This is a genomic window from Vibrio neptunius, from assembly GCA_019339365.1.
Lineage (GTDB): Bacteria > Pseudomonadota > Gammaproteobacteria > Enterobacterales > Vibrionaceae > Vibrio > Vibrio neptunius.
In genome coordinates this window covers 1,450,052-1,475,203 of record CP079860.1, presented here as the reverse complement: position 1 = coordinate 1,475,203, position 25,152 = coordinate 1,450,052, and the positions used below count along the sequence as shown (strand labels likewise).

Here is a 25,152-nt window from a genome sequence, read left to right as displayed (position 1 = left end):
GGCATGAATATTAGAGATAACATTCGCGCTATTGAGCAACAAATCTATGTGGCTTGCTCAGAGGGTGATTACGACACGGTACAAATGCTTGAGCATCAATTAGAGAGTTTGCGGGGCAAAGCCGCACAACCTTTCGATGATGACCCCTACGCACCAGAGGGAAAACTATTCCCCGAGGATGATTGGTATTAACGACGAATGCCCTGCTTTGCAGGGCTTTCTTTTGCAATCTAACCTAAGTCACACTTATCATCCTTTCCGCTACCAAAGCCAAGCAACAGTTAGCCGTGTTCAAACCACATGGTTTTGATCACTTGGCTGTAGGCTTGCCACTTTCTATTTCTACTGACGGCTCTATAAAAGGGGTTCCCTCACAGTTTGACGTCCCTATTAGAGAATAAGTGTTTTGTCGACAGCGCTTTGGTTTCAATAATAGGTGCACATCCTTTTACCATCAACTTCAATGATGTTAAACGGCGTTTCGTAGATCTTCTCTAATATGTCTGACTGGATCACTTGATTAACCGTCCCCTGAGCCACCACTTTACCCTTCTTAAGCGCGATAATATTGTCCGAATAACACGCAGCAAAATTGATATCATGAATGACGACCACGACGGCTTTATTCATCTCATGTGCGAGGCGTCCAACGTTGCGCATAATTTGTAATGAGTGCTTGATATCGAGGTTATTCAGAGGTTCATCCAGAAAAACATAATCTGTATCTTGAGCCATCACCATGGCAATAAAAGCCAGTTGTCGCTGACCTCCACTCAGCTCATCAAGATATTTATGTTGGATGTCCAACAAATCGAGATAAGATATCGATGTTTCGATCACCTGTTGATCGTCGTCCGTGAGCTTACCCTGACTGTATGGAAATCGACCAAATGACACCATTTCCCTCACGGTAAATCGCATTGTAATGTTGTTGGCTTGGCGCAGCACCGCCAGCCTTTTCGCCAACGCTTTGGTATCCCAATCTGTTAAAGATTTGCAGTCGATGAACACTTGCCCTTCATCTTGAGTGATCAGTCGGCTAGCCATTGAAAGTAAGGTGCTTTTGCCTGCACCATTCGGGCCAATGATTGACGTCACCTTACCCTTTTCAAAATCGGCACTGGCATCAGAGACGACTTTTGATTGACCAAACCACTTGGTCAAATTCTGCAATTTAATCATAAAACCTCTATATGATTCGGTTACGCAGCAACATAGTGAGGAAGTAAATACCGCCCACAAAGTTGATAACCACACTGAGTGTCGTAGAAAAACCAAATACTTTTTCTACTATCCACTGACCACTGAGTAGAGCGACAACTGAAAGTAGAGAGACCCCCAGCAACAAAACTCTATGTTGATAGCTATTGAACCATTCACGAGTCAAGTTAGTCACCAAAAGACCAAAGAACATAATCGGCCCCACCAATGCAGTCGAAATAGCGATCAGCGCGGCCGACAATAGCAAAACGCATAGCGTCGTTCGTTTCACATCAACCCCAAGGCTAGTGGCATTGTCTTTATCTAACCAGAAGACATCCAGCAAACGGTTCATTCGGTACAACAGTGCACTAATTAACAAAAGCAGTGGCGTACACAAATAGACAAGTTCAACGCTGATGTTGTTAAAACTGGCAAACATGTTGGCTTGTACCGACGCGAAGTCACTCGGATCCATCAACATAATAAAGAAGGAGGAAACGCTGCCAAACAATTGTCCTAATATCACGCCTAGCAACAACAAGACCATTAAGTTCTGTGTTTCTCCTTTGAAGTAGAAACTGAACAACAACAAGGAAAAAGCCAGCATAACCACAACAGACACACTGAAATTAAAATACGCATTCATCGCGATACTGCTTAAGCCGCCAAATATGACCACAACCAGTACCTGAGTAAACATGTACAGCGAGTCGAAACCCATGATACTCGGCGTGAGAATTCGGTTGTGCGTGATGGTCTGAAAAGCCAACGATGACTGTCCTATCGCGAGACCAGCAACAATCATTGCCAATACTTTCGGCACACGCCGAGAAAGAAAGTACTGATAGTTGTCGGCATTTAACCCGATTCCAATAAACAAAAAGCAAAACAGCAATGCAGTGGCTACTAGCCCTATCAGCTTCATCTTATCCTGCATGTTTGTGTCCCTTTAAGATGAAGTAGATAAACACACTACCGCCCAAAATACTGATAATGGTCGAAATTGGAATTTCATAGGGGAAGATAATCAATCGACTTGCTAGGTCACAGCTAAGGACGATCAGAGCACCGATAATCGCAGTAAGCGGAATGTTGCGACGCAGGTTGTCTCCATAAAATCGACTGACCAAGTTAGGAACAATCAGCCCAAGGAAAGGTAACATCCCTACGATCATCACCACGGAAGCAGACATCACGGAGACCAGCAAAATACCGATAATCAGCACTTGTTGATAGTTCAAACCTAGGTTGACAGCGAAATCTTTCCCTAACCCCACCGCCGAAATCCTTGCCGCATACAGATAGCTGAAAATGGCCACTGGCACCGCAATGTAAAGCAGCTCGTAATCGCCCTGTAGCAGGTTGGCAAAGTTAGCCACTGTCCAACTCGATAGGTTTTGCAATGCATCGTATTTGTAGGCGACAAATGTCGCGAGCGAATCGACCACGTTACCAAAAATGATTCCAATAAGCGGGACAAACACTGCATTCTTAAACTGAATGCGGTTAATGAACTGTACAAACAGTAATGTACCCAACATTGAAACGGTGAAAATCAACCACAATTGCTGACCATTGCCAAAGACCACTAAGCTAAGTACATATCCCAGCATCGCACATTCAATCGTCCCAGAGGTGGATGGCGAAGCAAATCTGTTCTGGCTGATCTGCTGCATTATCAAGCCAGCAATGCTCAGTCCTGCACCTGCCAATAGCACAGCGACCAGTCGAGGGATACGACTGGCAAGCAACAAATGCCAACTGTCCCTATCACCTGCAATTAAACCAGTGATATTCAGTTGCCCAACGCCAACAAAAATTGAACATCCGCTCAGGAGTATTAGAGCCAATAACAGTTTTTTCAATGTAAACCCTTACGACGCAAAAAAACCTCAAGCCACTTTGGCTTGAGGTGGCGTAAATCTTGTTAGGAGGATCAGTTGATACCAGAGGCGATTTTCACGTCTTCGATCATTTGCTCTGTTGCGCGCATACCTGAAATCGATAAATACCAAGCATTGATGTCTAGGTAGGCCATTTTTTTGTTTTGGTAGGCTTGAGTGGCTTTGACCAACTCATTTTCGAAATCACGTTTGACTGTACTGCCTTTACCTTTGTTAATAAGGATATCCTTATCAATTACTAACAGAGCTGAGGGATCGGTTTCGCGAATAAACTCGTAAGAGACTAGGTCGCCATGGCGGCTCTCTTTGATCCCTTTTACCGACTCTTGAAAACCGAAATCTTTGTAAATGGCAGAAAAACGTGACTGCGCACCGAAAGTGGTGATATTGCCGCCAGCGCTCATCACAGTGAGTGCATCTAAGCCGTTTTGGCTGTTGGAGGCTTGAATCGATTTGAATTCTTTATCTAACTGCTCAATTTTTTGCTCTACAAAATCCTGCTTTTCAAACACTTTACCAAGATTGCGCCATTGCTGTTGGGTGCTTTCCCAGTAGCCTTTACTGGCATCTGAAGCGTAAACAATGGTGGGTGCAATTTCAGAGAGCTCTTTGTATTTTGCTGCCGCACGTGTACCTATGATGATCAGATCAGGCTTTTGCGTATAAATAGTTTCAAAATCGGGTTCGTGAAGACTCCCCGCCGAAGTGAATTCATAGTCACGGTATTCGGACAAATAATCGGGGAACATGCTAACAGTCGAAATCGCAACTGGTTTGACATTAAACGCTTTCACCGTATCTAATGCGCCTAGGCCTATCACCACAACCCTCTTAGGGTTGGTTTCTAACTTGGTCACACCTTGTGCGTGTTCAATTTCCACTAATTTAGCATTGACGTTGAATGCCAATAATCCTGCGGTCAGCGCGACGGTAGACAATTTCATTGTTCGGACTCCATAATCACAAATGCAAGCTATTATCATTTACGTTTATGAGGATGTCATCAGTGCTTTACGTTTTTTACATTTGTTATGGAAAGGAAAAATATAATATTTTCTGTAAGTTAGGTAGTTATCGGTGGTGTATTTGCGTGCTCCAGAATTGAGCACGCTGAAGGGTTAAGCGTTAAAGAAAATCAATATTTGAACGCCCGATTTCGTTTTTCTTGGTCTCTTTCTTCTTGTCGCTTTTGTCTTTGTGGGCTTTGCGCTTTTGTGATGGCTTACTCTTGTTATCTGGTCTAAGCGCTGGCTGGCTAGCAGCCTCTTCTTGCTCTTCAGTCACTGGGGCATCGCAGACAACAACATAATACTCTTGGTTAAATTCGAAGAAGTCACCATCGTACATTTTACGACGTTTACGGGTTTCAAGTTCTCCATTAACAGCCACATAACCCTCTGAGATAATGTGTTTCGCTTCACCACCTCCGCCAACAAGGTTAGCAATTTTGAATACCTTATACAGTTCAATTGGCTGAGATGAAACCTCAATCCCTATTGCTTCGATCTCAATTTCTTGCTCATTTTCGTAGTCATCTGTCATGTTTTGTTTCAACGGTACTTGGAAAAAAACTGAGTCTAATGCCTATCTGCTCATAAATAAACTAAAGTTAAACATAGAAACCGCATCGTAAGGGTACTCGCTTTGCTCAAATGGACACTTGTTCTGTTGCTATTTTCATGGCAAACAATGGCTTATCATCCACCAACGAAAGTTGTGGTGTATGGAGACGATTCCTACCCTCCTTACAGTTACGGTGAGGATGGGGTTGCCAAAGGCATCTACAGTGACATACTCCGTCGAGTCTTCGAACAAATGCCGGACTACGATATAGAATTGGTCCCTGTCCCATGGAAGCGCGGTCTCAAGATGCTTAAAGTGGGTCAAGGCTTTGCACTCTACCCTCCCTATTATTATTCCGATCGACGCCGTTATATTTCTCCATATTCCAAACCTATTCTTGATGAGGAAGTGGTCGTATTTTGTCACCCAGACAGGATAAAAGAACGCGCTTTAACTCAGTGGCCCCAGGATTATCTAGGGTTAACAGTGGGTGTCAATGAGGCCTTCGCGCTTGGTGGGCAGACGTTTTGGGATGCCGTTAAGTCAGGAGACATCACTCTTTTAGAAGCCAAGGGAATCGCCCCAATATCATCAACCTGTATGAGAAGAAAACTGACTGCTATATGAACGATAGGCTGTCGATTTTATGGGAAATTAAACGCATGACCAATGAGGGCTTATTACCACAGGACTGGCAACTAACACTCGGTGCAGTAGTCAGCAGCGAGCAAGGCTATCTCGGTTTTACCAACCGTGCCCCTGATAGTTATCCCTTTAAAAAGATTTCATCAAAAAATTCAACCAATCACTGAACAAGCTGAAAGAAACTGGTGAAATTGACAGCATTATCAAAGCCTATTTTGAAAATGGAATATAACCGTCTCAGATCAAGATTGACTTGTGGCGAGACAGGCCAGCCATTTAACTTAACCTGATGCACGGCAAGACGACATTATACTGTCGACAGTGTGCGATTGAATTTCTGCTTCGCCAGATTGAGATGCTTCAGTGCATCAAGCCGCTCAGTCTTTCTTAAACTCGATGTGTAGCTAATCGCGGCTTGGCAGTCAAAGATCGCCTTTTTTACCTCTTCTGGACCAATCTTTTTGGGGATTTCTCGGTTAAGTAGTAACAATAACTTATTGGCTACCTGCACACATTGACGCCTAGATTTAAATACTTCTAAGCAGAGTCCGATCGCCTTCTCTGTTGATTGAAATGCATATTGATCAACTTGCCATAGAAGACGATCTAACGTGGACTTACGTTTTTGACTACGTTCAATCTGATTCTCCAGCATAAGCTGCAAAGAGCATGCTTCCAGCGAAGGTGTCTCATCTATCCCGCGATTGCGAACCCAATTCGTCACTTCATCAAACCAATGGTAATTGTCTGTCTCGTAGAGTAGATACAACAGGTAATGGAGCCATGACAAATCTAATTGATGATAGTTCTTGAGCAAATCAGCTAGCTTAATTCGAGCAACTTTATAGTTGCTATCGTGCAATTCAATATGTACCTCGACCAACGTCAATGCAAGTCTCTCATTTTCAGATAAGTCGACCTTCATGAGTTTATGCAATTCATTCTGCGCTGACATTGAGATAGAACATCCTTGCGCCTTTGCAACCGTCAATTTTAGTCGCAAAGCATAGATTGCACTCGATAAAGTGTTGTGGCGAGTGTTGGCAATTTGCTGACGGTATAGTGCAAAACCACTCATCGCTTCCTCAAGGTTATCTTCGATTTCACACAGTCGAGTATACGCTAATAGACGAGGTACATTGCCTTTGGAAAACTTAAGCGCTTGAGCTAGGGCTTGCTTTGCTCCCCGCTGGTCTTTTCTTAGTAAACAACACAGCGCTATACTATCTGACACTACTGAAGGTTGTTTACCCGTATCATCAATCCATTGCTCAAGAAGAGACTGCGCTTGACTTAGCTCCCCCATTTCGATTAAAGCCATTGCATGACCAGTCGTTGCCCATTGACTATTGCGCTTTGTTCGGCAAGCCTGAAAGTGCGCTATCGCTTGTCGCGTCCGTCGCTGGCTGAGGTATAGATCACCTTGAATACGCAAAATATGAGTGGCGTATTCAGGATAACACTTCAGCGCTTTAAAGAAGGTTTCCTCAAGATCCGAAACATCACACTGTTGTGCACTCAATAACAATGAGGACATCACTTGCTTACGCCTGTACACACGTAAAATACGCTTCTTGAAGGCATACAAAGAATATGGCTTAAGCACATACTCATCCGGCTCCACCTCAAGAATTGAACGCACCACTTCTCCATTCGTCTCGCTAGTGAGCATGACAAATGCACATTGAGGACGAAGCAATCCATGATAGCGGCACTCTTCAAAAATTTGTTTACCTGTGAGCACTTTGCCAAATCGATAGTCGCAGATAAACAAGTCGATCGAAATCTCTCGAAGGGTTTTATAAATCGAGCCGACATTCTTAGCCGTATAGATCAGACGGTCACTAAAGCCCGACTCTCTGAGCAGCATTTTGAGATTAGCTATGACCAATGGAGAATCGTCGGCGATCAGTACGCCCGCTTGGCTCACGTTTTGGATTTGGCCGAACATTATTCAACTGTTTTCATCTTGAGAAATGGTTGGTTAGGGTATAGAAACCAGGAGCGGATTAATACGATAGTTTTATCAGAGTTCTGTCAAAATCAAACAATTGCAGTAACTCTCTAAATAACTGATAAATATATATTTAAATAGGAAATAGTTTGGTGAATTTACGCACAGTTCTCTCTTTCACATCTCATCATCTGCCTCTCATGCTGTCTTCTTAGTCATCCTGTTAAGATGATTTGACAGAGCCTCATTGAAGACAAAGGGGTAACATCTCATTTTTACCAATTACTCAGCTAAAATAAGAGTATTTAAGTGCAAAAGATGAACGCATATCAATAAAAGCTTAAAATTACTGTCTCATACTTGACTCACTGCTGGAGCTCAACAAATATTTCATGTTAAAACTATAGGTTACATCGAATATATTTTTAAATTCATAACTTTAGCTTATGAAAGGCTTTTCGCGTGATGGATTTAGGTACGTCGAATTACATGTCACATAACATCAAGAACAAAACGTCACAATCGAACGCTTCGTCTGTCTCAAGTAGCCAGTCTATTAGTGACACATCACAAAGGCCAAGCTCCGTTGCTCTGAGTGGCGCCGAACTTGATCAGCTAATGGATAACCACTTTAAGCATATGTTCGACGTGTTTAATGATGGTCTTTTCTATATGACCGACGATGATAGACTCTTTTTTTACAATCCGACGTTTTATGAAAACTATGATATAGCCTCAGGGCAGTGCCATCTCGATGCGTGGCTCAATCTTGTTCACCCGCTGGACAAAGCCATGTTAAAAAATGCAGTCGACGCACACATCCAAGAAGACAATCGTAAGATTTCGACTCAATACCGAGTAAAAAACAAGGCCGGTCAATATGTTTGGGTTGAGGGTACCGCAGTGACCAAAACCATCAATGGCAATCGTTTTATGATTGGTTGTCATCGTGATATTTCAGATCGAAAACTGATGGAAACCTACGTTCAGCAGGCTGCATTTAGAGATAATGCCTCTGGGCTGTCAAACAGCCAGAAGCTGAACATTGATATTGACGGTTTAGTTGATCAACTGCCTGGTTTGCATTCATTAGTCTACATCCAGATTGGCGATATTCGTTCCTATCTCAGCGCTTATGGCCCTCACATTTTACGCGACGTGATGTCACACCTTATCACAGCGTTAAATTCATTCACGGATGACTTCGTTGATATCTATCGTGTACGTTCTGATGATTTTGCCGTGCTAGTTAGAGGCCACTATTCAACCAATGAACTCACCCAACTGGGCGAAAATATCGCCAAGACTTATCTCGAATCCCTTCAGAGTAGCAGCTACATGTATGGTACCGATATCAGTATTGGTATTTTCCCCAGCTTTGATATCGGACTTGCAGCGGAGGAAATCATCAAGATCGCGGCTCGCACCTGTCAATTCGCTGGGGAAAAGAAGCGTAACCGAGTTGGCGTATACAGTAATGAGACCAAAAGCAAAGTTGACCGACACTTCTATATCGAGCGCGAACTGGCCAATGCGATTCATAACCAAACCCTATCGGTAAAGTTTCAACCCATTATCTGTGCTAAAAAAAATCGCGTCGCCAGCTTCGAAGCATTAGTTCGTTGGAAAAGCGATAAAATTGGAGAAATTTACCCGGATGAATTTATTGAAGTGGCAGAGAAGAAGGGGCTGATCGTTGAGCTGGGGTACCTTATCTTTTCTAAAGCGAGTCAATTCATCAAGCGATACTTATCCGTTCATCGCACCAATATTCGAGTCAATGTTAACGTGTCCGTTTTACAACTGTTGAATCATCAGTTTCCAGATCGGATCAAGCAAATCGCGGATCAGCATGGCGTCGAAACTAGAAACATTGTCTTGGAATTAACCGAAACCATCATTCTCGATGGTAACAAAGGGGCGATATCTCAGTTAAGTCGTTTGAGTCAGTATGGTTTTTTACTTTCCTTGGATGATTTCGGATCCGGTTACAGCTCCCTCAATAGCTTTTTTGACCTCCCCCTAAATCAGATTAAAGTCGACAAGTTGATGGCTTGGCGATGTCTCGACAACCCTGCCACTATGGAATATCTGACCTTCATCACTCAATTGTGCCAATCACATAATGTAGATATTGTGGTAGAAGGTATTGAGAATGCTGAGATGCAGAAACGTTTCACTGAAATGGGGGCTTCATTCCTCCAAGGTTACTGGTTTTCTAAGCCTCTTTCTGTCGCTAGTGCAAGTCAATATATATCCGTCTAACGGCCGCCTCTTTCACCCACTCATCAAAAACTCGAGAGTTCGACCAGTTTTTGGGTGTAGATCTGTTGTGGCTGTTGGAATAGAGTCACGGTTTCTCCCTGTTCAACAATTGCGCCTTGCTGCATGACAATGGTGTAGTGACATAACGACTTGACCACATTCAAGTCATGGCTGATAAACAAATAGGTCAGCTGATACTTTTGTTGCAGCGATTTCAGCAAGTCCAGAACTTGCGCCTGAACCGTGCGATCTAATGACGATGTGGGTTCATCCAGTAAAATAAACTCCGGTTTTAAAATTAACGCCCGTGCTATCGCGATACGCTGGCGCTGACCTCCTGAGAATTCATTGGGATAACGATGGCGAGTCTCAGGATCGAGATCAACTTCCTCCATCACTTCGCATATCATCTTGTCGACCGTGGGGTCATCATAATCATAATGAACACGCAGCCCCTCACCGATCACCTGGGCCACAGACATTCTCGGGTTCAGAGCTGAAAACGGATCCTGAAACACCACCTGCATTTTACTGCGGTACGGTAGCATCTCTTTACGATCTAAGCCTTGCAGTTCATGCTGCTGATAAGAAATCGAACCTTGGGAGTGAACAAGACGCAGAATCGCCATTCCCGTTGTTGACTTACCAGAACCACTTTCACCCACCAAACCAATCGAATGACCACGCTTTAAATCAAATTTCATGTCAGTCACGGCTTTTATATGCGATACCACACGTTTAAACAGACCACCCGTAATTGGGAACCATACTCTAAGATTGGCGACAGATAAAAGGCTGCTGGCATCAGCGGAGACTTCAACGGGCAAACCTCTAGGGTCTGAGTTTATTAACTTTTGGGTATAGGGGTGTGTTGGCATGGCAAAGAGTGACTGGCAGTCCGCTTCTTCTACCAGCTCACCATTTTGCATGACGGCTACACGGTCTGCGATGCGCCGAACAATACTTAAATCGTGGGTAATAAATAACATCGCCATGCCTAACTCTTGTTGCAGCTCTTTTAGCAGGTCCAAGATCTGCGCCTGCACAGAGACATCCAGTGCGGTTGTTGGCTCATCTGCAATCAATAACTCAGGCTCATTGATAAGAGCCATGGCAATCATCACTCTCTGTCTTTCACCGCCAGATAACTCATGTGGATAGGCATTAATCTTTACATCTGGGTAACGTATGCCAACTTTAGCCAACCACTCGACGGCTAACATTTCGGCTTTCTTTTGCCGCACACCACGATGAATCGAGAGTGTTTCGACCAACTGCTTGCCCACTTTATGCAAAGGGTTAAGCGATACCATAGGTTCCTGAAAGATCATTCCGATCCTACCACCGCGAATTCCCCTTAATTGCCTCTCCGAGCAGCTCAGCATGTCGATGCCATCAAAATGGATGCTGCCCTCCAAATAATGGGATGAACCATTGGGCAGTAATTTCAACACTGAATTCGCGGTCACAGACTTACCCGAGCCACTCTCTCCAACCAATGCAAGCGTCTCGCCTTTGTTGATCGACAATGACACCTGATTGGTCACTCGCTCGATCGCTTTTCCACGACCAAACCCTACAGATAAGCCGTCTATTGTTAATACTGGTTTGGTCATGGTTATCTCCCTTGATGATGAGGGTCAAAGGCGTCGCGAACCGCTTCACCGACAAATACGAGCAAGGTTAGCATTAGCGACAATACAAAGAAGGCTGAAAAACCTAACCATGGTGCTTGTAAATTCGCTTTCCCCTGAGCCAATAATTCACCCAATGAAGGCGAACCCGCAGGCAAACCAAAACCCAGAAAATCAAGAGAAGTGAGGGTGGTTACGGAACCGGAAAGAATGAAAGGCATCATAGTCAAAGAGGCGACCATCGCATTGGGTAACATATGGCGTCTCATAATACGGCTATCACTGACGCCCATTGCCTGCGCGGCTCTAACATAATCGAAGTTTCGACAACGCAAAAACTCTGCTCTGACAACCCCAACTAGACTCATCCAGCTAAACAAAACCATAATGCCGAGCAACCACCAGAAATTGGGTTCAACGAAACTAGACAGAATAATCAACAAGAAAAGGGTCGGCATTCCGGACCATACTTCGATAAAGCGCTGACCTAACAAATCGAGCCAACCACCGTAGTAACCTTGAGTCGCGCCAACAATCACTCCAATTACACTGGAAATGATGGTCAGCACAAAACCAAACAACACAGAGATCCTGAATCCGTAGATGATTCGTGCTAGGACATCCCGCCCTTTATCGTCAGTGCCAAGCAGATTGACGCTATCGGGCGCAGACGGCACCGAGCTAGAGATGTTGAAATTGATCGTATCATAGCTAAAACGAATCAAAGGCCAAATGATGTGCCCCTCTTCTTCGATCAGCTCAACAACATAGGGGTCGGTGTAATCCGCTTCCGTTTCAAACTCCCCACCAAACTCAGTTTCCGCATATTGAGTGATGACTGGGTAATACCAACCTCCTTGATACTTCACAAGCAAAGGCTTGTCATTGGCGATCAGCTCAGCAAACAAACTGATCAAAAATAACGTCATAAAAATCCACAGTGACCAGTAACCACGTTTGTTTGCTCGAAACCTTAGCCAGCGCGCTTCATTTAACGGATTACGTCTTTTTTTTTGTCAGCATTAACGCGCCTCAAAATCTATTCTTGGGTCAACCCAGGTGTAGGTTAAATCAGAGATGATGCTCAGAATCAAGCCAAGCAGTGTCATAATATATAAAGAACTAAACACCACTGGATAATCTCGTTGGATCGTTGACTCAAACCCGAGCAAACCAATGCCTTCAAGTGAGAACATGACTTCAATCAACATAGAACCGGTGAAAAAGATACTGATGAACGCCGCAGGGAAACCAGCAATGATGATCAACATCGCATTACGAAACACGTGTTTGTAGAGAATACTTCTTTCATCCAAACCTTTCGCTCGTGCTGTTACAACGTATTGTTTGTTTATCTCATCGAGAAAAGAGTTCTTGGTCAACATGCTCAATGTTGCGAATCCACCAATAACCATCGCCAGTATCGGTAACGTCAAATGCCAAAAATAATCGATGATTTGCTCATACCAAACGAGCTGCTCAAAGTTGCTGGATACCAGTCCCCGAAGCGGGAACCAACTCAAGTAGTTGCCACTCGCAAACAAGATGATCAAGATGATGGCGAACAGGAAACCGGGGATCGCATAGCCAACAATCACGACAGCGCTTGACCAAATGTCAAATCGAGAGCCATGGTGGATGGCCTTCATGATACCCAAAGGAATGGAAATCAAGTAAATGATCAACGTGCTCCACAAGCCCAATGAGATAGAGACAGGTAAGCGCTCGACAATTAAATCAATCACGTTACCGCCTTTGAACAAGCTTTCACCAAAGTTGAATGTGGCGTAGTTTTTGAGCATATCAAAGTAACGCTCATGCAGAGGCTTATCAAAACCAAACTGCTTTTTTATCTCCTCAACGACTTCTGGATCCAGACCTCGTGAGCCTTTATAGCCCGTCGAGTTAGCATCACTGCCTACATCAAGGTCAACTTCACTGCCGCCACCAGCAAAACGTTCCATAATGCCAGAGCTATGCCCTTCTAACTGGGCAATAGCCTGTTCCACCGGTCCTCCCGGTGCAATCTGAATAATGAAGAAGTTGATGGTGATGATCGCCCACAGCGTGGGGATCACCAAGAATAAGCGACGAAATATATAGGCTGCCATCTATCCCTCTGCTAACGTCGTTTTTCAGGTAACTTGGCAGCTTTATCCTTTGATATCCACCAAGTATCAATACCTAAGTCATATCTCGGCATGTTGTCAGGACGCTCGAATTTGTCCCACATCGCCACACGATACTCACTCACGTGCCATTGTGGAATGATGTAAAAGTTCCACTGCAACACTCGGTCGAGAGCACGCCCTAAAGAAAGCAACGCATCTGGATCTTGCTGTTTTTTGGAAATTTCCATCGTCAGACTATCAACAACAGGATCAATGACGCCCGCCGTGTTGTAGGTTGAGTCGATGTAGTTAGAGTTCCAGACAATCATCAAGTTTGGACTCGGATATGGATTCGCCGAATAAGCCGAGGAAACCATGTCAAAGTCGCGATCACGAAGTCGCTTAATATACTGTGTGGTATCAACAGAGCGGATCTTCATGTCGATACCCATGCGCTTCATATTTTTTTGTACTGGAATCGCAATACGTTCCGTGGTCGGGCTATAGATCAATAGTTCAAAGCTAAACGGTTGACCCGTTTTGGTATTGGTGAGTACTTTGTTTTTCAGCTCCCAACCCGCTTCTTTAAGCAGTTCAAACGCAGTACGCATCTGAGTACGAATACGCCCCGAGCCATCGGTCACCGGGGGCTGGAACGGTTCAGTAAACACGCGAGGAGGGATTGCGTCTTTAAAGGGCTCTAGCACTTTTAATTCCTTAGCACTCGGGACGCCCTTCGCTTCATAGTCGGTATTCTGGAAATAACTGCGCGTGCGTGTGTACTGACCATAGAACATATTTTTGTTCATCCACTCGAAGTCCATTGCATACGTCAGAGCCTCACGGACTCTAGCATCTTTGAACACTTCACTTTGTGTATTAAAAACAAAAGCTTGTGTATTTTCTGGCTTCTGATGAGGAATTTCTTGTTTGGTGATATACCCCTTATCAAAATTCACGCCTGAGTACGAGTTGGCCCAAAACTTCGCTGAGTTTTCCAGACGAAAATCAAATTCACCGGCTTTGAACGCTTCCAGCATGACAGTGTCATCGCGGTAGTAATCGTATTGTACTTCCTTGAAATTATTACGACCGACGTTGACTGGCAGATCTTTAGCCCAATAGTCGTCTACTAGCGAATAAGTCACACTCTGGCCAGATTTATAATCAGCAATTTTATATGCTGAACTACCAACTGGAGGAGTAGCAAGAGGTTCTGAAAATTTCTTATCTTTCCAAAAGTGTTCTGGCAATACACGGGTCGTTTGGGCAAAGCTGAACATCTTTTCGCGATTAGGCGTTGCCATTTCAATACGAACAGTCAGATCGTCTTTTGCCGTGACCGACTTAATATCCTTATAGTAAACGCGATACTGAGGTACACCTTCGGTCATAAATTTATCAAACGTGAAAGCGACATCGTGCGCAGTGATTGACTCGCCATCGTGGAAACGTGCCTTGGGATTAATATCCACCTCTAGCCAGGTGTAGTCATCCGAGTATCTCACTCTCTCTGCGATCAGAGGGTAGTAGGCATCGATTTCATCACTGGGAGAAAACATGAGCGTGTCATACAACTCTCCTGTTGCGGCAGCGGCGACACCTCTGGAAGCGAATCGGTTGAAGTTATCGTACGTCCCGACTCGGCCATAAGTCATTTTGCCAAATTTCGGGGCGTCAGGGTTGACATAATCAAAGTGAGTAAAGTTGCTTGGGTATTTCGCCTCGCCAAAACCAACTAAACTCGTCGTTTCGATAACTTTGGCATAACCGATCGAGCTTAAGCTCGCAATCATTGTCCCTAATAAGACACTGCGCATTCTTATCATTACCATTCCCTCGGCTGAAATCGCTATTCTCAAATAAATAATTAATATTAATAATTCAATTACTTGAATAAGTATAGGTGTTCAACACAAACCTTTCGAAGAGTTCACGTAAGAATGGGCATACGTCACTGGTGAGTGGCGTGTTTCAATGTCGAGTTGTGAACTGATCCTAGTTCTGAAGTTACTCGACGAGCCACTCCGAACGCTGCCAGCTCAGAAAGCCGAAACGTATATGAAGACTTGATAATTGTGGGTGACGAAACACGATACACAACCAACCTTTTCTAGTTGTTGTGCTGTTCAAACATCACATACCTTTGGGTGACTGTCCCCAAAGGTGACTACATTTGAGTGACTGTCCACGAAGGTACTGTACACGAAGGTACTGTACACGAAGGTACTGTACACGAAGGTACTGTACACGAAGGTACTGTACACGAAGGTATGACTTGATAATTGTGGGTGACGAAACACGATACACAACCGACCTTTTCTAGTTGTTGTGCAGTTCAAGCGTCACATCCATATGAGTGACTGTCCCCATCCATATGGAAGGTACGATATGAGTGACTGTCCCCGAAGGTACGTGCCGAAGGTACGAAGGTAAGGTCATTTGAGAACATCAGCAATCAAGATAGGGCTGACGCACTGCAATGGTGGCTCAGTCGGGCATGATCTCAGAGCTATCTTTGTGCCGATGTTATTCCCGACTCATTTAATCAATTAATTAAGTATTAAACCCACTAAGGCAGTGAAATCAGTACGGTTTAGAGCATTTCTTTAGCAATCATGTGTAGCAAAAACGTTTCACGCTCAATGCTCATGCCTTTTTTTGGGCTCTCCGCCATCGTTTTTTCATTGTGAGCAATGGCTTGATGAATATTCATCCAGACCGCCTTCATACCGTTGTTAATTTCATAGTCTTCGTAAGCGGTTTCACCTAATTCACGATCGACTTTGCAAGTGTAACAATATGAATGCATGTGAATGACATCCGCATCGTCTTTGTACCAAGGTCGGAATTCTTCATAGATTCCATATGGCTTGATATTGTGAATATTTTGCGCTCCGGTTTCTTCCTGCAGCTCACGTACCATACCGGCAATCACATCTTCACCCTCATCAATACCTCCGCCAGGAATGGTGTAATCATGATAGCGCTCGGTATACAAAAGAAGAATATCTTCACCATCAACGACAATCGCTCTTGCCGCATTGCGTTGGAAAACCGTTTTATCGTCTAAGTGACCAATATCAGGGTGAATGGCCGTTTTGAGATGTCGCATGAAATCGTCGTCATTAAAAAATGTGTCGCGATTCTACCATATCACCCTGCTGTCTCAAGCTAAGCAAGCTTAAAGCGATTTATCATTGCCATCAGATCATCCGACACTCGCCCAAGCTCCTTACTGGAACTGGCCATTTGTGCCGACTCCCCAGAAACGGTCGATGCCATATCACTCAGACTCACAACATTGCGATTGATATCATTCACCGTCACCGTCTGCTCTTCCGCAGCGGTGGCGATGTGCTGATTCATGTCCTCAATCGTATGAACTTCTTTGTTGATCTTGTTCAGAGCCTCACCAGCTTGACTCGATAGCTGTGATGCGTTGGTGGCTTTGCTGTGCCTTCATCCATGACTTTCACCACATTCTCAGCGCCGATCTGCAGTTTCTCAACAATGTTCTGAATCTCCAAAGTAGACTCGTGGGTGCGAAGAGAGAGGCTTCTTACTTCATCAGCCACCACCGCAAAGCCGCGCCCTTGCTCACCTGCCCTTGCCGCTTCAATGGCTGCGTTCAGCGCGAGTAAATTGGTTTGCTCGGCAACACCTCGAATCACTTCAAGCACGGTGTCAACATTGCGTGCATCAGAAGCAAGCTTCTGTACCACTTGACTCGCAGACTGTATTTGCCCTGCAAGCTCATTGGCCCCCTCAACGTTTCTGTCAATGATAGTACGGCTGTGATTGGCTTCCTGTGCAGCTAAACGACTGGCATCATTCGCTTCCACAGTGCGAGCCGCCACCTCTTCAACCGTTGCTAGCATTTCAGTCATCGCCGTCGCGAGCATATCTACATCGCTCCGTTGTTGGTTGAGACTGTCGTCGATATGATGAACGGAATTAGAAAGTTGATTCGCTGCGCTCGAAACCTGACTGCCTGAATCGCTGATGCTGAGCATGATTCCCTGAACGGAAGCCACAAACTGGTTGAAATAGCGAGCCAAAAGCCTCAATTCTTTGCTGCCCTCTTCAGGCAACCTTTGTGTCAGATCACCCTCCCCCTTGGAAAGGGTCTGCATGGCACGAACCGTACGCTTGATTGGAGATGTGATGGTTTTAATGAAAAAGCCAATGGCAATGGAAAGTCCTAAAAGAATACTGATCGCATAGCCCGCGGATGCAACTTCAGAACGATGCATATCAGCTTGAAGTGCAACCATATTCATTCCCGAGCCAATCATCCAACCCCATGGCTGGAAAATCAACGCATAACTGGTTTTAGGATCCAATGCCTCACTGTCTGGATTCTTCCAGCTATAGTCGACAAAACCACCGCCACTATGAGCAACTTGGTAAAGTTCCTGAACAAAGAATTTACCTTCACTGTCCTTCAGCCCAAGAATATTTTTGCCGAGCAAAGACAGCACGCCACTGGCTAGCTGCACACCATCAGCATCACCGACAAAAATATAGTTGTCACCATCAAAACGCATGGAGGAAATGGTCTGTAACGCTCGGCCTTGAGCCTCACTTTCTGAAATTTGACCCGACTGATAGAGTTGATAGTAATGTTTCGCGACACCTGAAGCGGATTCGACCAGAGTCGAAACACCTCGCTCATAGTTTTCGCGCATGTGCTCGCGGGACTGTGCAATGTTGAGGAGAGTATTCGCAAATAAACCAATAGCAAACAAGCCCAATATAGACCAAGCTCGTGCTGCTATGGACACTTCAGAAAGCTTTTGTTTAATCATATCCATATTTCCTAGCCAAAGAACAAAATCCCACTTGCCCTTAGCTTCACCTTTATTTAAGTAGATGATTAATAAGCTAAGAGCTATTTAATTTATAAATACCACTTTAGCAGCAAAAAAGTGATCTTGAGATGAAAAATGAGCAAATTTTGCTCGCAAAACTATTAATAACAAAAGAGTCACTGTAAGCATTTGAGCAATATAAGCGTTTAATACTCCATATAAAATTTATGGTTTAATTTTTCTTGAAATCACGGTTCAATAGAGGCCGTTCTATTTCCTCCCGTAATATTTGAGAGAGGCCTACCATGTTAGATGTCGCGGTGTTTAGCGCTAAGTCTTATGACGAAGCGTCGTTCGCCAAAGTAAACAAGCAGTATGGATTTGAACTCCATTTCCATGAGTTTCAGTTAACCAAAAAAACCGCCAAAATGGCTCACGATTGCGAGGTGGTTTGTGCGTTTGTTAATGATGATTTATCTGCACCTGTATTAGAAGTACTGGCAGAGCAAGGGGTAAAACTGATTGCAATGCGCTGCGCAGGTTTTGATCGCGTGGATTTAGATGCAGCCAAGCGAATTGGCCTTCAGGTGGTTCGTGTGCCCGCTTATTCACCAGAATCTGTCGCAGAGCATACGGTTGGTCTAATGATGAGCCTGAACCGACGTTTCCATAAGGCCTACCAGCGTACCCGAGATGCCAATTTCTCATTGGACGGTTTAGTTGGCTTTAACTTTCATGGTAAGACTGTGGGCGTGATTGGTACAGGTAAGATTGGCATCGCGACTATGCGTATCCTTAAAGGCCTGGGCATGAACATACTTTGCTTTGATCCATTTGAGAACCCTATCGCCATCGAACTGGGAGCGCGTTACTGTTCAAAACAAGAGTTATTTGAAAAAAGTGACATCATCACCCTGCACTGCCCAATGTCAGAAGAAAACTACCACCTTCTGGATGAAAAAGCATTCAGTCAGATGAAAGACCGCGTTATGATCATCAACACAAGTCGTGGAGGATTGCTGGATGCCGCTGCTGCCATCGAAGCTTTGAAGACTGGGCGGATTGGGGCCCTCGGACTGGATGTTTATGAAAATGAAAAAGAGCTCTTTTTCCGAGACAAATCTAATGACGTCATTGTCGATGATGTCTTTCGTCGCTTGTCCGCTTGTCACAATGTCCTCTTCACTGGGCACCAAGCTTTCCTCACCGAGGAAGCGCTCGGCAACATCGCTGATACTACCTTAGGTAACATTGACGCTTTCGGAAAAAACCGCGCTTCTGGTAATGAGCTGGTGGAACGATAGGATGAAAAGGGCTTTCAGATGAAAGCCCTTTTGAGTTACTTCCTTAATGCGTTGAGCTTGGCTTGGGCAATGCCAAATACCGTATCGATTGGATAACTGCCCTCATCACTTGGTTCACCAGCAGGTCGACCCATAAACAATTCGATGGCCTCAGTCACGTGGTCAATCGCCCAGATTTGAAACTCACCTCGTTCAACCGCCTTGACAACGTCAGGACGTAGCATAAGGTTGTGCATGTTGGCTCTTGGTATGATCACACCTTGGTTTTCGCTACGGCCTTTAATTGAGCACACATCGAAGAAACCCTCAATTTTCTCGTTAACACCACCAATAGGCTGTGCTTCACCAAATTGGTTCATTGAGCCAGTAATGGCGATGTCTTGTCGGTTCGCTTGTTTAGAGAAGGCTGATACGACCGCACAAAACTCAGCCATACTGGCGCTATCGCCGTCGACGCCACCATAAGACTGCTCGAAAGTGATGGTTGTGGTTAATGGTACTTTCGCCGTTTTGCCAAAAACCGAAGAAAGGTAAGCGGTTAATATCATCACACCTTTGGAGTGAATGCTACCACCTAAGTCGACGCTGCGTTCAATGTCGATCACTTCACCGCCACCATAGCAAGTCGTCGCCGTGATACGGTTTGGTGCACCGAACATGTACTCACTGGTGCTCAACACAGATAGCGCGTTGACCTGACCAATCGCTTCCCCTTCGGTTTGAAGCAAGGTCGTTCCGTTAATAAATCCTTCCATCACACTGTCTTTGAGACGACTGACTCGCATCTCCTGATTGGCCAGAGCCTCTTCAACATGACTAGAACGAATCATGTTCGAATTGGCCTGACGAGCAACGTAATTGGATTCTCGGATCAGGTTTGCGATATTGGCTGAGTGTAATGATAGCTTAGTCTGGTCACCTGACAGCCGAGAACTATGCTCGATAATCCGGGCGATGGCCTTCTTATCACAATGGAGCATGTTGTTGTCGTTGACGACACTGGAAATAAAACGCGCATACTGCAGTTCAGACTGCGGGCTGCGGGTCATTTCGTCTTCGAAGTCAGCCGTGACACGGAACAGCTCACTAAACTCCGGATCGTAATGTTGCAGCAATTGATAAGTACGGTAATCACCAAACAGGATGATCTTTACATCCAATGGGATAGCTTCAGGGTCCAGCGAAACCGCACCTGTTAATGTGACTTCTTTTTCGAGCGAGGTAAAGCTTAGTTTTCGAGCTCGCAGCGCACGCTTCAACCCATCCCAGACATAAGGTTGTTCAAGCACTTTTTGAGCGTCCATCATTAGTACGCCGCCATTGGCTTTATGTAGGCTGCCTGGGCGAATCAATGAGAAGTCGGTAAATACGGTACCTTTGAAGGTGGCTGTTTCAATGTAACCAAACAAACTGTGATAGTTAGGGTTCTCTTCGACGACAATAGGAAATTCATCACCCTTACGGCTTACAAGAACATTAACTTTATAGCGACGAGGGAGTTTCTTATCTAGAGATGCCGTAGCAACCTCTCCTTGCTCTGCACTTTGTTCAAGAAAAATATCCGCATTTTCAACAATATCTTGCTGGAGTTCTGTCAAATAAGCTTTTATTTCGGCGTAGCCAGAGTAGTCCTTTTTCAGCTGTTTGATGAAGTGAGTTATGACATCCAAGGTCACGTCGTCGTTCAGCTTCTTGATTTTTTCACTGTACGCTTCTTCCCATTCCGTCAGCTGACGAACCATGTCTCTCAACTTAATTTCAAGCTCATCAATCGTAGAACCAAAATATTCTTGTTCTTTTTTAGTCAGTTCCTCAAAAGACTCTTCAGTGTGCATCTCCTCACCATTCATAGCGACAAACTGGTAGTCACCCTGAGTCGTAATCGTGAGACTGATGCCTTTGGTTTTGGCTTCTTTGGTGATGACGGCTAACTCTGCTTCCTGTTTTTGCGCTAATTGGTTTTTAAGCTTGTCAGCTCGACTGTAGTAGAGCTCATTATCGAATGCGAGAGGGATTGCATTGACTAATTTTGACATCAGTTTTTCGATGTCTTGCTTGAGTTGGCTGCCAATTCCACAGGGGAGTGCCAGTACTTTTGGTGTCCTGATATCCTCGAAATTTGCCACATAACACCAATCATAAAGTGCTTTCGCATCATGCTGGTGGCGATTGAGATAACGCAAAATCATTGTTCGCTTGCCAAGGCCATTCTGGCCAATAGCATAGATGTTGTAGCCTTTCTCCTTAATGGACATCGCGAACTCTACTGCCTTTTGCGCACGTTCTTGACCGACGATTTCGTCAATGGGTGCCAGCTCTTTTGTAGACTTACTCGGTAGCATTTCCAGCTCCGCAGCATGATACAGCTGGCTCATTTCTAGCCGTTGAATTGCCATCTTTCTTTCCTTATTGTTATTTTCCATCAACTCTATAACGACCTAGTGTAGGCCAGTTTTGGTTATATTTTAGTGACTTAGGCAGTATTAGAGTTCAACTGGCTAAATATCCACCAATTATGCTGACAAATATCATTTAAATGATAATTGTTTGCAATAGATAATAAATTGCATTTAAATATGCCTTGTTACGATTTTGGTGGAGTAATTGAACATGGATCTACAACAGTGCTGGACACATTACCTAAAAGCTGAACAGTTATTAGAACAAGGTCATTGGCCAGAGGCGCACTACTTGTACGATCAAGTTCTGCATCATTTACCGACGCATATCCAAAGCGCGCTAAGTGACGACCAAATCAAACCTTGCCAATTCAGCTGTTTATTAACTGGCTTACGAGATGCTGCTGTCTCTCAATCAGAGATCCTCAACAAGATGGGTCAGCATCAAAGTGCCTTCGATTTACTCAATCAAAGTTATGCTTTGCTTCAGTTTATGTCGATTGAATCTGCAGAGTTGGTTCAGGCGACCCACCACGTTCTTGCTAAAAACTGTGAGGATCTTTTGCGCCATATGGGCGCGTTTTGTAGTGCTCAACGTAATGCACAGTGGATGTTAGAGTTTCAACAAGTTCAAAAGGCTCATCACCACTTTTCAGCATTGAAGAGCTATGGCAATGCAACGGAAAGCTCGCATCAAATAAATTAAAACAAGGAATGCAAATGTCACAGATGCCAATTCTAGAGGTGAAAAACCTTTCAGTAAGCTTTACAACCAACGACGGTATTGTAGACGCAGTAAAGGATGTTAACTTTGAACTCTTTCAGGGGGAAACGCTCGCTATCGTAGGTGAATCCGGTAGCGGTAAGTCCGTTTCGACCAATGCTCTGATGCAGTTACTACCAAATAACGCCATTGTTCACTCTCAGTCCAGCATCATTTTTGAGGGTGAGCAACTGGTCGATAAAGCCGAAAAAGAGATGCAGTCCATTCGCGGCGACCGCATTGGTATGATTTTTCAGGAACCAATGACGTCTCTCAACCCGTTCATGCGAGTGGGTATTCAGGTGGCGGAAGCCATCATGTGTCATCGTCCAGTCTCGCGTTCTCAGGCTAAACAAAAAGTACTTGAGCTGTTTAATCTGGTTCATCTTCCAAATCCAGAGCAGGCGTACACTAAGTATCCGCATGAATTCTCAGGCGGTCAGTTGCAACGTATTATGATTGCGATGGCATTGATCAACGAACCTGACATTCTTATTGCTGATGAACCGACGACTGCGCTTGATGTAACAGTACAAGCCGAAGTCCTGAATCTAATTAAAGAGATTCAGGCTAAGATGGGCATGGCTATTTTGTTCATTACACATGACTTAGGGGTCGTAAAACACCTTGCTGACCGAGTCATCGTTATGTGTAAAGGCGATGTGGTTGAGGAAGGACAGTGTCAGGCCTTGTTTAACCATCCTCAGCATGATTACACAAAGATGTTGATCAACTCGATTCCAAAAGGCAGTAAAGATCCGGTAGAAGATGGCGCACCGCCATTACTTAAAGCCGATAATATTCGCGTCAAATTCCTCATAAAGTCTCATTTTATTCAGAGCAAAAATGAGTACTTTGAAGCGGTTAAGGGTATTTCCCTTGAGCTTAAGCAAGGTGAAACTTTGGGTATTGTCGGCGAATCAGGATCAGGAAAATCGACGCTTGGCCGCGCACTTATCGGCCTGTTACCTTGTACAGGTGGCATTGAATTTAAAGGTCAGGATGTTAAAGCGCTAAGTGAAAAAGAACGCTTTGCGCTTAAGAAAGACATTCAGATGGTGTTCCAAGACCCTTATGGTTCTCTATCTCCACGTATGACCGTCGGCGACATCATTACTGAAGGTCTAACCGTGCATCAGCCTCAGATGGGCCGTGCTGAACGCATGCAGCGCGCTCGCAAAGCATTGGAAGAAGTGAGACTCGACCCTCACTCAATCAACCGTTACCCACATGAGTTCTCTGGTGGTCAGCGTCAGCGTATCGCCATTGCTCGTGCTTTGATCCTAGAACCGTCATTCATTCTATTGGATGAACCGACGTCTGCACTCGACCGTTCGGTACAGTTGACCGTTATCGACCTGCTTAAAGATATTCAGAAAAAGCACAACATTGGTTTCCTGTTCATCAGCCATGACTTGAGCGTAGTGAAAGCACTTTCTGATCGAGTACTCGTGATGCAGAAAGGCGAAGTGATGGAAGAAGGCACCGCCGATGACATCTTCCACTCGCCGAAAAATGACTACACTAAGATGCTTATTGATGCATCTTTCGACTTAGACGAAGAGATCGTTGCAGCATAAAACAGAAATATATTGGTTTGGCCGCCAATCAAAGCCGATGCATGGACGCATCGGCTTTTTTCTCTTAGAAATAGTGCGAAATAGCTAAATAACGCGCCCGAATATGCTCAATTAACAGCTTAACTTTATTGGGCGGTTGACGAGTAAACGGATAGACTGCGTAAATTCCCAACCGCTTGCCGACCAATTCTGGAAACAGATCCACCAATTGACCATTGCGAATGTCGTGATAAACCAAACATCGTGGTACGTATGCAATCCCATGCCCGCCCATTGCTGCTTTTCTTAGTGCCGTCGCATTATCCGTCGAGAAGGAGCCTGACACCTTGACCGTATAGTTCCCTGACTCAGATTTAAATTCCCACTCAGAGGCGCCTGTTGTTTGATAGGCGTATTGCAGGCAGTTGTGGGTAACAAGATCTTCGGGCAGGATAGGTTTTCCATTCCGTGCAATGTAAGAAGGTGAGGCACAAACCACCCATTGAGAATCAAGAATATGACGAGCAATAAGACTCGAATCTTCAAGGTAGCCGGTACGGATCACAAGATCATACCCGCCTTCGACAAGATCAACAAAGCGATTATCGAGAGACATATCGACCGTTAAGCCTGGATGCAAGTTGCAAAATTCTGCCACTGCATCAGCCAAAATCAGGTCACCAGAAATTGAGGGCACCGACATTTTGATGTGACCGCTGATATTCTCACCAAATCCCGATACGGCATCCATCGCTTCCTGAGCGGCTTGCTTCACATTTTTCGCGCCGTGGGTCAGCGCCTTACCAGCCTCCGTTAACGTCAATTTACGCGTAGTTCGATATAATAATTGAACGCCAATTGCTTCTTCTAATCGAGCTATTCTTTTGCTAACTACCGAATTTGTAAGGTTATTCATCTCTGCAACTTTACTAAAACTACCCAGTTCTACCACCTGAGAAAATAAAATTATATCGTCCGCACGCATATCATTATGTCATTTTTGGAATTAATTATTTTCATTATTTCCCTATATC

Annotated in this window: 17 protein-coding genes and 3 pseudogenes; 6 read left to right on the top strand and 14 right to left on the bottom strand. The window is 44.6% G+C overall.

The features are described 5' to 3' along the window. Nucleotides 1-3 precede the first annotated feature (3 nt). Nucleotides 4-192: a hypothetical protein gene (locus tag KW548_23520; GenBank protein ID QXX08573.1), complete on the top strand. Its 189-nt coding sequence runs from the start codon at nt 4-6 to the stop codon at nt 190-192. 234 nt (nt 193-426) lie between these two features. On the opposite strand, the gene vctC is transcribed toward KW548_23520, so the two are convergent. The 5 genes from vctC to KW548_23495 form a co-directional block, all read right to left on the bottom strand. After that, nucleotides 427-1,182 carry an iron chelate ABC transporter ATP-binding protein VctC gene (vctC, locus tag KW548_23515; protein QXX08572.1) on the bottom strand — a complete coding sequence of 252 codons (756 nt, stop codon included), beginning with the start codon at nt 1,180-1,182 and terminating at the stop codon, nt 427-429. A gap of 7 nt (nt 1,183-1,189) precedes the next feature. After that, nucleotides 1,190-2,140 carry an iron chelate uptake ABC transporter permease subunit VctG gene (gene vctG / locus KW548_23510; GenBank protein ID QXX08571.1) on the bottom strand — a complete coding sequence of 317 codons (951 nt, stop codon included), beginning with the start codon at nt 2,138-2,140 and terminating at the stop codon, nt 1,190-1,192. Next, complete coding sequence (gene vctD, locus KW548_23505; protein QXX08570.1) at nt 2,130-3,068, bottom strand: iron chelate uptake ABC transporter permease subunit VctD; 939 nt, start codon at nt 3,066-3,068, stop codon at nt 2,130-2,132. The genes vctG and vctD overlap by 11 nt, the downstream gene beginning before the upstream one ends. 71 nt (nt 3,069-3,139) lie before the next feature. Then, nucleotides 3,140-4,051 (bottom strand): siderophore ABC transporter substrate-binding protein, encoded by a 912-nt coding sequence (locus tag KW548_23500; protein ID QXX08569.1) that lies wholly within the window; start codon nt 4,049-4,051, stop codon nt 3,140-3,142. Nucleotides 4,052-4,232: 181 nt separating this feature from the next. Continuing rightward, nucleotides 4,233-4,649 (bottom strand): RNA-binding S4 domain-containing protein, encoded by a 417-nt coding sequence (locus tag KW548_23495; protein QXX08568.1) that lies wholly within the window; start codon nt 4,647-4,649, stop codon nt 4,233-4,235. Between the two features lie 147 nt (nt 4,650-4,796). Between KW548_23495 and KW548_23490 the strand changes: the two are divergent. Continuing rightward, nucleotides 4,797-5,547, top strand: a pseudogene (locus KW548_23490) (transporter substrate-binding domain-containing protein). A 75-nt stretch (nt 5,548-5,622) separates the two neighbouring features. On the opposite strand, the gene KW548_23485 reads toward KW548_23490, so the two are convergent. Further along, complete coding sequence (locus KW548_23485; protein ID QXX08567.1) at nt 5,623-7,266, bottom strand: response regulator; 1,644 nt, start codon at nt 7,264-7,266, stop codon at nt 5,623-5,625. Between the two features lie 492 nt (nt 7,267-7,758). Here KW548_23485 and KW548_23480 point away from each other — a divergent pair, with 492 nt between their 5' ends. Then, nucleotides 7,759-9,534: an EAL domain-containing protein gene (locus KW548_23480; GenBank protein ID QXX09520.1), complete on the top strand. Its 1,776-nt coding sequence runs from the start codon at nt 7,759-7,761 to the stop codon at nt 9,532-9,534. Between the two features lie 23 nt (nt 9,535-9,557). Here KW548_23480 and KW548_23475 read toward each other — a convergent pair whose 3' ends face one another. The 6 genes and pseudogenes from KW548_23475 to KW548_23450 form a co-directional block, all read right to left on the bottom strand. After that, entirely contained in the window at nt 9,558-11,150 is a 1,593-nt protein-coding gene (locus KW548_23475) for an ABC transporter ATP-binding protein (protein ID QXX08566.1), read from the bottom strand. A 2-nt stretch (nt 11,151-11,152) separates the two neighbouring features. Further along, a pseudogene (locus KW548_23470) lies at nt 11,153-12,181 on the bottom strand (ABC transporter permease). 9 nt (nt 12,182-12,190) lie between these two features. Beyond that, a complete protein-coding gene (locus KW548_23465) occupies nt 12,191-13,279 on the bottom strand; it encodes a microcin C ABC transporter permease YejB (protein ID QXX08565.1) in 1,089 nt (362 codons plus the stop codon). Nucleotides 13,280-13,290: 11 nt separating this feature from the next. After that, the gene (locus KW548_23460; protein ID QXX08564.1) at nt 13,291-15,108 is read right to left on the bottom strand and encodes an extracellular solute-binding protein; all 1,818 of its coding nucleotides are present in this window, start codon (nt 15,106-15,108) and stop codon (nt 13,291-13,293) included. Nucleotides 15,109-15,875: 767 nt separating this feature from the next. Continuing rightward, nucleotides 15,876-16,394 (bottom strand): NUDIX domain-containing protein, encoded by a 519-nt coding sequence (locus KW548_23455; GenBank protein QXX08563.1) that lies wholly within the window; start codon nt 16,392-16,394, stop codon nt 15,876-15,878. A 59-nt stretch (nt 16,395-16,453) separates the two neighbouring features. Then, nucleotides 16,454-18,090 (bottom strand): annotated as a pseudogene (locus KW548_23450) (methyl-accepting chemotaxis protein). 308 nt (nt 18,091-18,398) lie between these two features. Here KW548_23450 and KW548_23445 point away from each other — a divergent pair. After that, nucleotides 18,399-19,397: a 2-hydroxyacid dehydrogenase gene (locus KW548_23445; GenBank protein QXX08562.1), complete on the top strand. Its 999-nt coding sequence runs from the start codon at nt 18,399-18,401 to the stop codon at nt 19,395-19,397. Nucleotides 19,398-19,432: 35 nt separating this feature from the next. Here KW548_23445 and KW548_23440 read toward each other — a convergent pair whose 3' ends face one another. Further along, a complete protein-coding gene (locus KW548_23440) occupies nt 19,433-21,793 on the bottom strand; it encodes an AAA family ATPase (protein ID QXX08561.1) in 2,361 nt (786 codons plus the stop codon). A 214-nt stretch (nt 21,794-22,007) separates the two neighbouring features. Here KW548_23440 and KW548_23435 point away from each other — a divergent pair, with 214 nt between their 5' ends. Together KW548_23435 and KW548_23430 are read left to right on the top strand one after the other, a co-directional pair. Beyond that, nucleotides 22,008-22,502, top strand: coding sequence for a hypothetical protein (locus tag KW548_23435; GenBank protein QXX08560.1), 495 nt, complete (start codon nt 22,008-22,010; stop codon nt 22,500-22,502). Nucleotides 22,503-22,516: 14 nt separating this feature from the next. Continuing rightward, entirely contained in the window at nt 22,517-24,139 is a 1,623-nt protein-coding gene (locus tag KW548_23430; protein ID QXX08559.1) for an ABC transporter ATP-binding protein, read from the top strand. A gap of 64 nt (nt 24,140-24,203) precedes the next feature. Here the strand turns inward: KW548_23430 and KW548_23425 are convergent, their stop codons facing one another. Next, entirely contained in the window at nt 24,204-25,103 is a 900-nt protein-coding gene (locus KW548_23425) for a LysR family transcriptional regulator (protein ID QXX08558.1), read from the bottom strand. Nucleotides 25,104-25,152: the final 49 nt, after the last annotated feature.

What these genes read in the sequence shown, in the direction of transcription:
- KW548_23430 (QXX08559.1), top strand. Translation starts at nt 22,517, where the DNA reads ATGTCACAGATGCCAATTCTAGAGGTGAAAAACCTTTCAGTAAGCTTT.
- KW548_23495 (QXX08568.1), bottom strand. Translation starts at nt 4,649, where the DNA reads ATGACAGATGACTACGAAAATGAGCAAGAAATTGAGATCGAAGCAATA.
- KW548_23480 (QXX09520.1), top strand. Translation starts at nt 7,759, where the DNA reads ATGTCACATAACATCAAGAACAAAACGTCACAATCGAACGCTTCGTCT.
- vctG (QXX08571.1), bottom strand. Translation starts at nt 2,140, where the DNA reads ATGCAGGATAAGATGAAGCTGATAGGGCTAGTAGCCACTGCATTGCTG.
- KW548_23475 (QXX08566.1), bottom strand. Translation starts at nt 11,150, where the DNA reads ATGACCAAACCAGTATTAACAATAGACGGCTTATCTGTAGGGTTTGGT.
- KW548_23520 (QXX08573.1), top strand. Translation starts at nt 4, where the DNA reads ATGAATATTAGAGATAACATTCGCGCTATTGAGCAACAAATCTATGTG.
- KW548_23465 (QXX08565.1), bottom strand. Translation starts at nt 13,279, where the DNA reads ATGGCAGCCTATATATTTCGTCGCTTATTCTTGGTGATCCCCACGCTG.
- KW548_23425 (QXX08558.1), bottom strand. Translation starts at nt 25,103, where the DNA reads ATGCGTGCGGACGATATAATTTTATTTTCTCAGGTGGTAGAACTGGGT.
- KW548_23500 (QXX08569.1), bottom strand. Translation starts at nt 4,051, where the DNA reads ATGAAATTGTCTACCGTCGCGCTGACCGCAGGATTATTGGCATTCAAC.
- vctC (QXX08572.1), bottom strand. Translation starts at nt 1,182, where the DNA reads ATGATTAAATTGCAGAATTTGACCAAGTGGTTTGGTCAATCAAAAGTC.
- KW548_23455 (QXX08563.1), bottom strand. Translation starts at nt 16,394, where the DNA reads ATGCGACATCTCAAAACGGCCATTCACCCTGATATTGGTCACTTAGAC.
- KW548_23445 (QXX08562.1), top strand. Translation starts at nt 18,399, where the DNA reads ATGTTAGATGTCGCGGTGTTTAGCGCTAAGTCTTATGACGAAGCGTCG.
- KW548_23440 (QXX08561.1), bottom strand. Translation starts at nt 21,793, where the DNA reads ATGGCAATTCAACGGCTAGAAATGAGCCAGCTGTATCATGCTGCGGAG.
- KW548_23485 (QXX08567.1), bottom strand. Translation starts at nt 7,266, where the DNA reads ATGTTCGGCCAAATCCAAAACGTGAGCCAAGCGGGCGTACTGATCGCC.
- KW548_23435 (QXX08560.1), top strand. Translation starts at nt 22,008, where the DNA reads ATGGATCTACAACAGTGCTGGACACATTACCTAAAAGCTGAACAGTTA.
- KW548_23460 (QXX08564.1), bottom strand. Translation starts at nt 15,108, where the DNA reads ATGATAAGAATGCGCAGTGTCTTATTAGGGACAATGATTGCGAGCTTA.